This window comes from Dehalococcoidales bacterium (assembly GCA_030698765.1).
GTDB lineage: Bacteria > Chloroflexota > Dehalococcoidia > Dehalococcoidales > UBA2162 > JAUYMF01.
On the sequence record JAUYMF010000136.1, the window covers coordinates 1 to 13,369 of the forward strand.

A 13,369-nucleotide genomic window follows, 5' to 3' on the forward strand; every position below is an offset into this window, starting at 1 on the left:
AACTACCGCTGGGCATTCATCAATGACAGCACAATCAATTGGCGAGTAAGCCAGGGAGCTGACCGTAGCGAACTGCTCAGTATGCGCGAGTTTGCCAGGGATTCCCTTTCTTATCTCCTGAAGTGGTGCAACGAAACCGCAAAACACGAGCAACTGGAAATCATTTTCCGGCCGAAACCAGTGACCATGCTTACCGAGATGGAGGACTTTTTTAAGGAACGGGTGTCGTCGACTCGGGCAGCGGGACTTCACTTCATTAAAGGAGAGTCGGTGAGAGAATGGATACTCGCCGGTGACGCCACTATCTCTTCCTTCAGCACCACATTGATTGAGGCCGCCGTTGCCGGAAAGCCGGCGTACATGGTGGAGCCGTTACCGATCTCAGAGGCATTCTCCGCCGATTGGTATGAATATGTTCCGCGCTTGAGGAACGCCGCCGAATTCAACAACGCCTGTCTGGGGAAATCCGTGCCGGGGACAAATAACCTCAAGACATGGGCAGAGCGTGAGATGCTGTCCAATGGAGACCCTATCTCCAATCTTGTTGATTTCATCTATACTCTGGCACAACAGCAGCCGTCACCGGTAGGCCTACCAACAAGATTTGCCGATGTATTACGCGGACTAAGGCCCTTATATCTGAAAAACTACTTCAATACAAGGACACACGAGAATGACACGTTTGATGACCGGTATGTAAATGAGAAAGTAAAAGAATGGAGTAAGATACTGTCGAGTGAGACACCCTAGTTCCTTGCTAATGATATCAGCTATGTATTTTAGTGATGATGCAGCAGGCTATAAGTGAGTACTTTACTATCAGTAATCATATGCACTTACAACAGGGCAGCGCTGCTGGCGAAATGCCTTGATAGCCTTATTGAGCAGAAACTCGATTCATATAGCTTCGAGGTCGTTGTCGTTGACAATAATTCTAGCGACAATACCGGAGAATTGATAACCCGATACAAAACGATGCTTCCCAACATCAGATATGTATTCGAAGGAAATCAAGGGCTATCCTACGCTCGCAATCGGGGTTGCGCCGAAGCCGTAGCCAAATACCTTGTCTATCTTGACGACGATGCCATCGCCCCTCCGCACTATTTGATGAGCGTCACCCGCATAATCGAAGACCACTCCCCGGATATCATGGGCGGGCCGGTGTATCCGTACTATACCTCCAAAAAACCCCGCTGGTTCAAGGATGAATATGAAATAAGGGAATATGAGACTCAGTCAGGATTTTCCAGGACATGCAGTATAAGCGGGGGAAATTACATTATCAAGAAAAGGATACTTGAATCCCTGGGCTTGTTTGATGTGAATTTGGGCATGCGAGGTAACAGTATAGGCATTGGAGAAGAGAGAAAAGTGCTGGAGACGTATCGAGCCACGACTCCCGAAGACGCACAAAAAGTGTATTACGCGCTGGAATGCTACGTCAAACATCATGTCCCTGCATATAAGATGAAAATAAGCTACATCATGAAGCGCTGTTATGCTTCCGGAAGATCATCACAGAAAATAAGCGCGGTATACGCCGTTAAAAGTGACAGCGCAGGGGAGACAAAGGTGTTGCTGTTTTTCATTAATTTGTGTGGTAAAGGCATTTCCAGGATTTTTACTCATTTGAAAAGGCACGGGCTGAGGGGGGTTGACTATATTCAGGTGAGCCGAAAATGCTTTGTATATCTGGGGACAATAACGGGAATGCTGGACAATACGATGAGGAGAAAACGGTAGGTAACCAGCGGCACTTAATCACCTTATCACAGGGGTCAGTGCTTTTTGCCACTCCCCCGTAACTCTGGCAACCTTATTTTTGGGGACGGTTTCATTCTCTTAAATATTTGCCTTTACCACTTCCATTGACACCCGGTTAAATCAGGTCTATCATTCATAACGGCTGATGGGGATGGCCACGTCAGCCTGAGATTTTTACCGTAGATTTGAGCAACCTGTTACGACCTTCACAACCATCCGACTCCATACTAGCAGCAAAAATGAAGATAATAATCGCCCCGCAGAGCTTCAAGGGCAGCCTCAGCGCTCAGAGAGTAGCCCGGGCGATGGCCACGGGCATCGAGCGCGTCTTGCCTGATGCCGGGACCATCATGTTGCCCATGGCGGATGGCGGGGAGGGCACGGTAGCAGCGATGACCTGCGCCACCCGCGGCCGGTTAATGTCCGCGGAGGTAACGGGGCCGCTGGGAGAGAAAGTAACCGCCGGATGGGGAATCCTGGGCGATGGCACCACCGGGGGGGTGGTGGAAATGGCAGCGGCTTCCGGGATTACCCTGGTAGCGCCGGAGAGGCTCAATCCGCTCATCGCTACCACCTATGGCACAGGAGAACTGATAAGAGCCGCTCTCGATGCTGGCTGCCGCAAGCTCATTATCGGTATCGGCGGCAGCGCCACCAATGACGGCGGCTCCGGTCTGGCGCAGGCCCTCGGCGTCAGGCTGCTGAACAGGGAGGGTAAGGAGATTCCCCGTGGTGGTGCGGCGCTGATGGACTTAGACCGCATAGACACCTCCGGACTGGATCCCCGGCTGACCCGATGTGAGGTGACCATCGCCTGCGACGTGACCAACCCGTTATGCGGTGAAAATGGCTGCTCACGGGTCTACGGCCCGCAAAAGGGGGCTACCGGGGAGATGTGCCGTCAGCTGGATTCCGCCCTGGAAAACTACGCCGCCGTTATCAAAAGAGACCTGGGAATTGATGTCATTGATATGCCCGGTGCGGGCGCGGCCGGGGGACTGGGGGCGGGGTTGGTCGCCTTCCTGGGTGCCAGGCTGGTACCGGGTATAGAAATAGACAGCCAGACGGTAGGGCTTAACGACCATCTCAAAGAGGCGTCCCTGGTCTTCACCGGCGAGGGCAGATTGGACTCGCAGACGCTATCCGGCAAGACAGTCGCCGGTATTGCCGCCAGGGCAAAGGACTTCCATGTCCCGGTAGTGGCTATCGCCGGTGAACTGGCCGGTGATTTAACAGACCTCAGCCGGTACGGCATCGCGGCCGCGATAAGCATCGCCCCCGGTCCCATCAGCCTGGAGAAATCAATGGCTGAAGCGGAGCAATTAATCGCCGACGCTGTCGAGCGTGCCCTGAGACTGATTTTAATCAAGACTTAAAACCAGTGAGACAGGATGAAAATGAAGAGGGGATTATGCCGAAATTCAGCGCCAATCTGACCACAATGTTCAACGAGGTCGATTTTCCTGACCGTTTTGAGCAGGCGGCGAGGGCTGGCTTCAGAGGCATCGAGTACATGTTCCCCTACCAGTGGCACAAAGAGGATCTGGCAGAAAAGCTGGACAAATTCGGGCTGGAGCAGGTGCTGCATAACCTTCCGGCGGGTGACTGGGCCGCCGGGGAGCGGGGTTTCGCCTGCCATCCGGGGCGGGAAGGAGAGTTCCGGGAGGGCGTAGGTCTGGCTATCGATTACGCCCGGGCCTTGAAATGTCCCCGCCTGAACTGCCTGGTGGGACTGACTCCAGAAGGAGTCTCGACGGAAAAAGTCCGCCGGACACTGGTGGAGAACCTGCGTTTTGCCGTCGCCGCCCTGGAAAAAGAAGGCATCCGCCTGCTCATTGAGCCTTTAAACAACATTGATATCGCCGGATTTTACCTGACACACACCGGAGATGCGCTCAAGCTGATTGAAGAAGTCAACCACGGCAATCTCCGGCTCCAGTATGACATCTACCACATGCAGATTATGGAAGGCAACCTGACAAAGACCATCCGGGAGAACCTGCCGCGCATCGCTCACATGCAGCTGGCCGACGTTCCGGGACGGCACGAACCGGGCACCGGAGAAATCAACTACCCCAACCTTTTCCGTTTCATTGACGAGGCGGGATATGACGGCTGGATAGGTTGCGAATACAATCCCGCGGGCAACACTGAAGCCGGGCTGGGATGGGCCAGACCTTATCTTGGAAAAGGAGGCAAATAATGGCGAATCTGGGATTTATCGGCCTGGGAATCATGGGCAAACCAATGGCGGGGCACCTGCTGGCGGCTGGTCACACTGTTCACGTTCACAACCGCAGCCAGGAGTCCGTCCGCGAGTTGACTGCCAGAGGCGCTGTTGCCTGCACATCCGGCAAAGAAGTAGCCTGGAAGTCCGATATTATCATCACCATGGTACCGGACACGGCTGACGTGGAGGCTGTTCTCTTCGGTAAGGATGGGGTGGTGGAGGGTGTCAGGACAGGCTCCATCGTCGTCGATATGAGCTCCATATCACCGATTGCTACCAAAGAGTTCGCCCGGAAGCTGGGCGCCCTGGGTGTCAAGATGCTCGATGCGCCGGTCTCCGGCGGCCAGGTGGGCGCGGAAAACGCCACCCTTTCCATCATGGTCGGCGGCGAACCCTATGTCTTTGAAAAAGTAAGACCTTACTTCGAAATTATGGGCAAAAACATCGTGCACATCGGCGGCCACGGGGACGGGCAGACTTGCAAGGTGGCCAACCAGATTGTGGTGGCGCTGACCATTGAGGCGGTGGGTGAAGCCCTGCTCTTTGCCTCCAAGGCGGGGGCTGACCCGGGAAAGGTCAGGGAAGCCTTGCTGGGAGGGTTTGCCCAGAGCCGGATCCTGGACCTGCACGGAGAGCGGATGATAGGGCGTAATTTCAAACCCGGCTTCCGCATCAGATTGCACCAGAAGGACCTGAATCTGGCTCTGCAAGGAGCGCGGGAACTGGGAATGAGCTTGCCCAGCACCGCCATCGCCCAGGAGCTGTTTAACGCCGTTGCCGCTCAGGGTAACAGCGACCTCGACCACTCCGCCATGGTGCTGGCGCTGGAGACACTGGGGAACTGTCGGGTCGGCAAATAGCCTCAGGTCAGCGGATTCCGGCAATATGAATAATGAGATGGAGTGTTCAATCGGGTGGACAGTGTAGTTTTGATACTGGAGATGATTACTCGGTTAGCTGACTTTTTACTTTGAGGTGCTCATGCGTGACCATGTAGCGCAGTGCGATAAGTATCAGGATGTTCAGAGCAAGTCCCAGGAGAGCGAGGATCTGTTGCTCGTAAAAAGACAGGACTTGCGTAAAGAAGATTGAAACCAGTATGGCCCACCGGAACAGCAGGTAGGCTTCCAGTCGGGAGCGGGGAAGTGTCAATATCCCCATGGCAATGAGCGTCCCCGATATACCTGGAAAGACCAGCTGTGCCCAGTCGATTATTGAAAGAGGCATCCCCTTGAGGTTGCCCACTATGGCCCAGCTTATCAGGATTGAGACGATAACGATGCTCACAGCGATTCCGATGTTGAGATACCGTACCTTGATCCGGCGTGACCAGACCAGTGCTGCCAGTATAATCACAGCCGCCACCAACCACAGCATCAAACCCAATGACCACTCTACGACGGCTACCACGGCGGATACAGACGTAACCGCGGTAAAGGCAAAGAAAGTGATAATAATACCGCCGAACCACCACCTGGACGCCGCCCATCCATAGAATCTATCCAGCACCGCATGTAACCTGGCCAGAGGTCGGGGTGACCGTGAGAGGGCAACTTGCGTGTTCTGCAAGATTGCCCGGAGATTATCGCGCACCGGGCTGGCCTCGCAGCTCTCCAGCAAATTCAGGGCGTCAGCCCGTTCTTCCTCGTCCAGGCCGACCAGGCTCCCGTGCCTGGCGATATCAAATATATTGGCCAGGCACTCCTGGCTGGAGAGAGGGCGGCGCTTGCCGACAGCCCGTATGATAAAAAAGATGAGCACGAAGATGACATAAATCAGGGCGACCGCCGGCTGGAAGAAGTAATCGTTATCCCTGGTGATGAATTTACCCAGCTCGTCGATGAAGGCGCCGAAACCTATTCCCCCCACCACCGCTGCGGTCACTTTAGCCTTGTGGTTCAGGAAAGCCAATAGTATGACCAGAGCAATGAGCAGGAGAAGTCCGCCCCACAGCATATGAGCAATGTGCAGTGGACCAAACCCGAGCTGAGGAAAGCCCGTGATGTGAAGGTAAAAACGTATAGCCAGTACCGAGGCCACCGCGGAAACGAAGAAGTCTTCAAGCAGGGTCTCCGCGTAGATACTCCTCACTAACAGGGGCGGGCGGGGTATAAAGGCCAGGATGCTGGCAAGTCCATTTTTACCCATGTCTCTAGGATTATACACTTTTTAAAACACCCATACACCATACTTTACTTTTGGCGCATCGGGCAGCCTTGTATGTCTGCAAGTAGTAAACCCCTCTTGACGTTGACCCTGATTCCGATTGCTCTGTATTCCAACAGATTTACAAGTAGAGTATAATTAATCTGACGAATGAAATAATGTTTGGAACATTTAGGCTCAAACAAAATACTGAATAAGAAGGGGTACCATGAAAGACTTCAAGGAAGTGGTAAAGCTTAGAAAAATTCCGGCGACATTCCTGCTTCACTGCACTTTATGCGATTTTGAAATAACTGATTATGACTGGCATTTGGGATTAATCAAAATGAATGACCACCTTATTTCTAAACATGCAGCCGAAGCGCGCTCATTAAATACAGAGGAGTTATACTCCAGAAAGCCTGCAATAACATTAGATAGCTTCTAGAGCCATCGCTCATGGCTAGCAGTGCGCCTTAACTGGTGGAGTCATAAGTCTCGAGTGATGGCATGATGGCCGGCTGGTAATCATGCCGTTCGATTACATTGAAATTAAGCCGAAGGGATTCTTTCCTTCGGCTTCGCCATTTGTATGAGTCTGTCATCCAGCTCGTTTATTTTGCTTATATGATATCTATTTTGCTCGATTTATCAATATCTCCATTTTTGTCTTGACATTCGTTGCGTTGCGATACTATATTCAAAGCATAAATGAAGGATTGCTATCAGCCAGACCTCTTCCGTATCTGCAACCCTGAGATAATCAGGCTTTGTGGCGAGATTAGCTATCAACAAAAAAGGAGACAGGGATGAAAAGTAAATTTATCTGGTCATCATTGAGTTGTCTGATGGTATTGTCCCTGATACTGGCAGCCTGTGCCCCGACCACTCCAACCACTCCAACCACTCCAACCACACCGACTACACCGACTACACCAACGACACCAACGACGCCCACCACACCGACTACTCCGGGTACACCCACGACACCAACCACAGAAGTCCCCAATATGGCGGAACGATTACCGTTGCTCCGCTGGCGGGACTAGGAAAGACCTTCGACCCTGTCAGGCACACCAGCAGTCCATCAGGCCTGCTCCCCCTGGCTCAGACAAATGAGAACCTGATGGAAGGTGATTGGGCAAAAGGTCCAGCCGGTTCCAACGAAAGCGACTGGGCAACGGCGAGTCCAATTTTTAAGCACCTGACCGGTTATCTGGCAGAGAGCTGGGAGACACCTGACAGCGGTACTATCGTCTGGCACATCCGGAAAGGAGTCCACTGGGGACTTAACCCTAAATTTGAAGCTAGCCGCCTGGTAAACGGGAGAGAACTGACCGCGGATGACGTGGTCTTTTCAATCAACGCCATGTACGAGTTCCCCGGAGCTCCGTATAAAATCAGGTTCACCGACGTAGAACGCCCGCTATCAGTTACCGCTACCGATAAGTATACCGTTGTCGTTAAGGTAACTCCTGATTACCTCTCCGGCATCTTCCAGAGGATGTCCAGTTCCCTGAACATACTACCCCGCGATGTTTATGAGAAATACGGCGACATGATGGACTGGAAAACATCCGTTGGCACTGGAGCTTTTATGCTGGAAGACGTGGTCGAGAACTCTTCCGCCACCTTCGTCAGGAACCCCAACTATTGGCAGACGGATCCTGTCGGCCCCGGGATGGGGCAACAGCTACCATATGTAGATATAGTCAAGATGCTGATAATAACAGACAGGTCTACACGGCTGGCGGCATTTCGTACTGCCAAGCTTGACCATCTCGGTGGCCGCAATGCGGGGCTTGGGCGGGAAGAGATAGTAAGTCTGGAGACAACCTTACCTGACCTGCCCAGGAAAGGGTTCCCCGCCTATGGCTATGTTGTAGCTCTAAGGATGGACCGACCTGACGCACCCTGGGCTGACATTCGGGTACGCCAGGCGCTAAACATGGCAGTAAACCGGGAGGAGATAGTCAAAGACTTTTATGACGGCGATGCTAACATAACTAACTTCCCCCAAAATCCGTTCCAGGTCTGGGTCAGCATGGGTGTAGCCGGCCCTCTGGAAATATGGCCCGAGGTATACCAGGATGCTATGCACTACCAGCTAGAAAAGGCGAAGCAGCTGATGGCTGACGCCGGCTATCCCAATGGTTTCAAGATTGAGGTAATCATTGAGTCGCTGGAAACACGCGTTGACGAGCTAACCCTTATTAAAGAATACTGGTCAAAAATAGGCGTTGACCTGGACATACAGGTAAGGGAGCGCGGTGCCTATACTTCTATTGCTGCGGGCAGGACACATAAAGATGCGATTTACGATTCTATGGGTGTATCAAATTATACCTGGGAGGAGTACCGACCGGACGATTCATCTAATGTTGGCATGATTGACGACCCGTTCATCAATAAAAACATCCTGGAGTTCACCAAATATGTCTGGTTTGAAGATGACAAGGCTTACCAGATAATGAAGGAGACCTTGGATTACATCGTCCGTCAGTTATGGGTGGTGCCTTTCCCGGCAGCAAGAGAGTACACAATATGGCAACCGTGGCTCAAGAATTACGACGGTGAATATATGCTGGGCACGACCAACCAGTTTGGTTTCACCCGCTTCATCTGGATTGATCAGGCACTGAAAAAATCATTGGGCTTCTAAATCGGTACGACTGCGGGGAAGGCTCAAGCCTTCCCCGCATAGGCACTACCAGTACTGTTCCTGAATCATGGAGAATAAGACAAAAGTCGTATGCCGGAAACCGGATCTAACATAGCATGTGGGCATTATGGCTAAAGGAGGAGGGGTAAATGCGGTACGGTATCATGGGGACTGATATCGAAGTTAACCTGTCCCGCGGCAGTATTGAAAAGGTACAGACTGACCTCGCCCTGGTCGAGGATTTCCTGGGAGGCAAAGGGAAGAATGTCAAAATACTGTGGGATCGTGTTCCCGCCGGGGTTGATGCCTTCTCCCCGGATAATCTACTGATAATCAGCGCCGGCGCCCTGGTCGGCACGATGGCGCCTGCGGCTAATCGCACCACCATTACCTTCAAATCTCCAATAATAGACACGCACTGCTATTCTATTCTGGGTGGTTACTTTGCCGCCGAATTGAAATTTGCCGGGTACGATTCGCTTGTCTTTTCCGGCAAATCACCCACTCCGGTGTATCTATTGATAGATAACGACCGCGTGGAGCTACGTGACGCCAGCCACCTCTGGGGCAAAGATACCCATGAAACCGAGAGCATCCTCCGCGAAGAGCTGAAAGATGACCGGATTGAAATCATGTGCGTTGGGCCGGCTGGGGAGAACAGGGTTTATACTGCCAGTATCCAGCATGGTGTTGGCGCCAGTGCCAGCCGCGGCGGGGCCGGCGCTGTCATGGGAGACAAAAAGCTGAAGGCAATCGCGGTCCGCGGTACTAAAGATGTGAACGTCGCCAACCCGGCCCGACTCTCAGAATTATGTCAGTCCATTCGTGACCGGACCGGACCGGTAGGCACCCATCTTTTTGACCGCTTCGGTTACTCGCGGATTCAGAGATACGCCCGGGGTGTAGACTATGGTTATGGCAATAAACCGCTTCCTCCCGAGCTACAGCATAGTCTCAAGCGCATGGGGGACACCGCCCAGAATTTCATAAACAGAAAAGCTGACCGGCGGGTAGACTGTTACAATTGTGGACTGCGTTGTATCCATGCTTACCCCCTCCCTGACGGCGACTATGCCTATATCAAGTGCTCTAACCTGGTGCAGGCACTCCGCTGTACCAGAATACTGGACCTTGACTTTGGCGTAACCTTCTACTATTGGTGTGAGAGATATGGCCTTGACGCCAAAGCCATTACCAGTCAGATTCATCTCGCCGTAAAGCTCTATGAGAACGGTATCTTAACCAGAGAAGACACGGGGATGCATCTGGAATGGGAAAATCCTGAGGTGGCCCTCTCCCTGATGAAACAAATCGCTCACCGCCAGGGTATTGGTGATGTCCTGGCTGATGGCGTTTACCGGGCCGCCCAGAGAATAGGCAGAGGCGCCGAAGACTTCGTCCGCCATATTAAAAAACTGGAACTCGTCCCATCAGGTCGGGATGGTGAGCGTGGGGCCGGGGCACTGAGTAGCGCTATCGCTGATAAGGGGGATTCCAGTAAGCTGATTGGCTCAACGCCGGATAACCTCTGGGAGCGGGCCTGGGAAGGTACCCATGTTCCCAACCTTGAAGATAAGGAAGCCTATCTCAATTCAGAGTACTTCCAGTTCCCCGGGGAATTCAAAAAGTACATCTCCATTGAAGAGGAGCCGGCTGACGATGACTATGAGGGTATCTGCCAGTTTATTGCCTATAATGAGGAAACCTTTACCCTGTCTGATGCCACCGGAATTTGCAACTACCTGATAGGGCACCATGGCTCACCGCCGATAAGTGGACGCCCTCTGATTGCCGGTTTAATTTCCGCCGCCACCGGCCTGGATATTGATGAGGCCGAAGCTACCAGGATTGCCCGACGGATAATAAATCTGGTCAAAGCCTGCAAGGTCAGGGACGGCCTGAGCCGAAAAGACGATAGTCTAACCGATAGACGAACCCAAAAAGCCTCAGGGGGAGACAAGCCAGCCCGCAGCCTGCTCGACAGGTGTATTGACCGCTACTATGAACTCAGGGGCTGGGATAATGACGGCATCCCCACCAGTGAGACCCTGGTGAAACTGGGACTGGATGACGTACGTCAGGAATTAGAACAAAGAGGATTCATCAAAGCCCTCGCTGCGGCAGAGTAACCGGCGTGACGGCGGATGCCGTGAAGGATTTTTGGAACCCCGAGGCAAGGAACGGACTGGAAACAGGGGGTAGCCGGGCTACATCACTCCGGGAAGGGGAATTATTATGTTAGCCGACAATAAGGTAGTAGACGTCCATTACCACGTTGTCTCACCGAAACTGGCTAAGGAGATCAGCGGCTGCGTACCGGTGCCTGATATCTTCAGACCGGAACAGCTGACCACGGAAGAGGAACAGCTGGAGACCGCCGAAAAGAACGGGGTTCATATTCTCTGGGTTTCTTCCCGAACTTTGAGGCACTATGTCGGGCCAAAGGAGGTCCCGGCTTCATCTCCTCATGTTCTTACCGTAGCCCGCGTCACCAATGATTATCTGGCCTCTGTCTGTCAGCGCTATCCCGGGCGATTCATGGCCTTCGCTGATATCCCCCTTGCCTATGGCGATGCCGCTATTATCGAGATGAGGCGAGGTCTTACCGGGCTTGGCCTTCATGGCATTTGCCTGCAGACTAACTATGATGGGAAGCCTCTCGACGCTCCGGAATTCGAGCCGTTCTTTAATGAAGCCAATCGACTCAAGGCGGTTATTCATGTCCATCCAATCGCCCCCAGAGTTGCGGAAGAGGCGTTTCAGGGTTCTTCCGCAGCCAGTTCAGTATTGGGTTTCACCTATGATACCACCCTGACTTTTATCCGGCTGGCCTATGCCGGCGTCCTGGAGCGGTACCCTGACCTTACCTTCATCCTGAGCCATGCCGGGGGGACGATCCCCTTTCTCTGGTGGCGGATAAATATGCCCTATGACGGCAACCGCCCCGGCACCCGTGACCATATCAAGTACCCGCCCACCAGCTATCTGGAACGCTGCTACTACGACACGGCACTCACTGACACGGAAACATTGATGTTCACCCGTAGGAGGGTTGGTGACCACCTCATGTTCGGCACAGACCGTCCCTACGGCCCCAGAGATGGTCTCCAGCACTCATTGAAGTCGGTCAGGGCAATGAGAATACCAGAGGAAACGAAGGCTAAGATTATGAGCGGCAATGCCCTGGCTCTCAGCCGCCGCTCCCTTCCTGAATAACAGCGAAGAAATCCCGCGTTCCCCCATGAGCTTGGGAAACAGCAATCTTATTCTTCCCGGACACAAGCTTGTATTATCTCACCTTATAGCTTATAATCCTGGTAGATATGTTTTGGACAGCTGGCATAACAAGGCCCATTGTTATTATCTCCGGTTTGCTGTTGTTGCTCGCCGCCGGCTGCGCATCTTCATCGCCCGGCACAACGCCTGCCTCACCATCGGTGCCAGAAGTGGTATCCTCGTCCTCTCCTGAACCAGCGCCGTCACCGCCGAGCGTGATAACTCCACCGGCAGCACCCGGACAGTCGCCGGTTCCCGCTCCTTCTCCCGGAACCACGCCTGCTCCGGAACCAGAGCCTGAGCGCAAAGAGCCTGCAGTGCGGTTTACCTGGACGGTCGAACCGGGCATCCGTCTTGAGGATGGCAACGTTCCCAACGTCTACCGGCTGCAAGACGGGCGGATAAGGATGTACTACGGTGGCCCCGGCGGCATACTTTCGGCGATCTCTGCTGACGGGCTGACCTTCGAGAAAGAACCCGGGGTAAGAGTAGTGCCGGGCAGCCCCGGGGGGCCTGAAATGATAGTCAATGACCCTACCGTGATAAGCCTGAAGGACGGGCAGGTGAGGATGTATTATAAGGGCGCCACCGGCGGGGGTGGTCCTGACCAGTCCGATAACACCGTCTATTCGGCGGTCTCCAAAGACGGTCTGTCTTTCGAGAAGGAGGGTATCAGGATTGACCCACACCAGACTCCGGACAGAGGCTGGGCATCCGTCCCTGAGGCGATTGTCCTGCCGGATGGCAGGGTAAGGCTTTACTACGTTTCCGATGGCCTGGACGTAAAGCACGGCATTGTATCCGCCATTTCGGAGGACGGGCTGGAGTTCACCAGGGAAGGCCCGGTGCTTCCCGGCTTCGTTGACCCGTCGGTAATCAGGCTCCCCGATGGCACGTACCTGATGCTGGCAATCGCCTTTCCCCAGAGCGGCGCACCACCGGGTATCTACAGCTTCACCTCAACCGACGGACTTAACTTTGACAACCGCGACCTGGTACTGACCGGAGAAAACAATATTGACCCGGCGATTATTGCTTCAGGTGGCGGAACTTACAGGGTCTACTACTGGAACATCACGGACCAGCCGCCGGTCATAAGAAGTATCAGTGGTACACTGGCGTCATCTTACAAATCCACCGTTGCCCCGCCTGATATAGAATCTGTCCTTGCCCCCGGGAGCATTCCGGGAGCAAGGCTATGGCTATTTGTCGTTGATGATGGCAGACCTCTGTTAGCCATCTCAGCGGAGGCGGACGGCAAGTTGCTAATGGGCCGTCTGGATGTAACC

At 53.4% G+C, this 13,369-nt stretch carries 13 protein-coding genes; 11 read left to right on the forward strand and 2 right to left on the reverse strand.

From position 1 onward, the window contains the following. The 5 genes from Q8Q07_06630 to Q8Q07_06650 all read left to right on the forward strand — a co-directional run. Window positions 1–750, forward strand: a 750-nt coding sequence (locus Q8Q07_06630) for a hypothetical protein (protein ID MDP3879959.1), incomplete at its 5' end; no start/stop codon positions are given. Window positions 751–804: 54 nt separating this feature from the next. Further along, on the forward strand, window positions 805–1,746 hold the full coding sequence (locus Q8Q07_06635; GenBank protein ID MDP3879960.1) for a glycosyltransferase family 2 protein: 942 nt from the start codon (window positions 805–807) through the stop codon (window positions 1,744–1,746). 260 nt (window positions 1,747–2,006) lie between these two features. Next, a complete protein-coding gene (locus Q8Q07_06640) occupies window positions 2,007–3,143 on the forward strand; it encodes a glycerate kinase (GenBank protein ID MDP3879961.1) in 1,137 nt (378 codons plus the stop codon). A 35-nt stretch (window positions 3,144–3,178) separates the two neighbouring features. Continuing rightward, window positions 3,179–3,970, forward strand: a complete 792-nt coding sequence (gene hyi / locus Q8Q07_06645) for a hydroxypyruvate isomerase (GenBank protein ID MDP3879962.1) — start codon at window positions 3,179–3,181, stop codon at window positions 3,968–3,970. After that, window positions 3,970–4,857, forward strand: a complete 888-nt coding sequence (locus Q8Q07_06650; protein ID MDP3879963.1) for a 2-hydroxy-3-oxopropionate reductase — start codon at window positions 3,970–3,972, stop codon at window positions 4,855–4,857. Before hyi ends, Q8Q07_06650 begins: the two co-directional genes overlap by 1 nt. Before the next feature lie 85 nt (window positions 4,858–4,942). Here Q8Q07_06650 and Q8Q07_06655 read toward each other — a convergent pair whose 3' ends face one another. Continuing rightward, window positions 4,943–6,145: a hypothetical protein gene (locus tag Q8Q07_06655; GenBank protein ID MDP3879964.1), complete on the reverse strand. Its 1,203-nt coding sequence runs from the start codon at window positions 6,143–6,145 to the stop codon at window positions 4,943–4,945. Window positions 6,146–6,371: 226 nt separating this feature from the next. On the opposite strand from Q8Q07_06655, the gene Q8Q07_06660 reads away from it, so the two are divergent. The 5 genes from Q8Q07_06660 to Q8Q07_06680 all read left to right on the forward strand — a co-directional run bounded on the left by Q8Q07_06660 (window position 6,372) and on the right by Q8Q07_06680 (window position 12,020). After that, on the forward strand, window positions 6,372–6,590 hold the full coding sequence (locus Q8Q07_06660; GenBank protein ID MDP3879965.1) for a hypothetical protein: 219 nt from the start codon (window positions 6,372–6,374) through the stop codon (window positions 6,588–6,590). 361 nt (window positions 6,591–6,951) lie between these two features. Then, on the forward strand, window positions 6,952–7,191 hold the full coding sequence (locus Q8Q07_06665; GenBank protein ID MDP3879966.1) for a hypothetical protein: 240 nt from the start codon (window positions 6,952–6,954) through the stop codon (window positions 7,189–7,191). A gap of 77 nt (window positions 7,192–7,268) precedes the next feature. Then, the gene (locus Q8Q07_06670; GenBank protein MDP3879967.1) at window positions 7,269–8,804 is read left to right on the forward strand and encodes an ABC transporter substrate-binding protein; all 1,536 of its coding nucleotides are present in this window, start codon (window positions 7,269–7,271) and stop codon (window positions 8,802–8,804) included. Window positions 8,805–8,953: 149 nt separating this feature from the next. Further along, window positions 8,954–10,933, forward strand: a complete 1,980-nt coding sequence (locus Q8Q07_06675) for an aldehyde ferredoxin oxidoreductase N-terminal domain-containing protein (protein ID MDP3879968.1) — start codon at window positions 8,954–8,956, stop codon at window positions 10,931–10,933. 106 nt (window positions 10,934–11,039) lie between these two features. After that, window positions 11,040–12,020 carry an amidohydrolase family protein gene (locus Q8Q07_06680; GenBank protein ID MDP3879969.1) on the forward strand — a complete coding sequence of 327 codons (981 nt, stop codon included), beginning with the start codon at window positions 11,040–11,042 and terminating at the stop codon, window positions 12,018–12,020. A gap of 144 nt (window positions 12,021–12,164) precedes the next feature. Here Q8Q07_06680 and Q8Q07_06685 read toward each other — a convergent pair whose 3' ends face one another. Next, window positions 12,165–12,308: a hypothetical protein gene (locus tag Q8Q07_06685; GenBank protein ID MDP3879970.1), complete on the reverse strand. Its 144-nt coding sequence runs from the start codon at window positions 12,306–12,308 to the stop codon at window positions 12,165–12,167. Window positions 12,309–12,397: 89 nt separating this feature from the next. Between Q8Q07_06685 and Q8Q07_06690 the strand changes: the two genes are divergently transcribed. Beyond that, on the forward strand, window positions 12,398–13,369 hold a 972-nt coding region (locus tag Q8Q07_06690; GenBank protein MDP3879971.1), incomplete at its 3' end, for a hypothetical protein.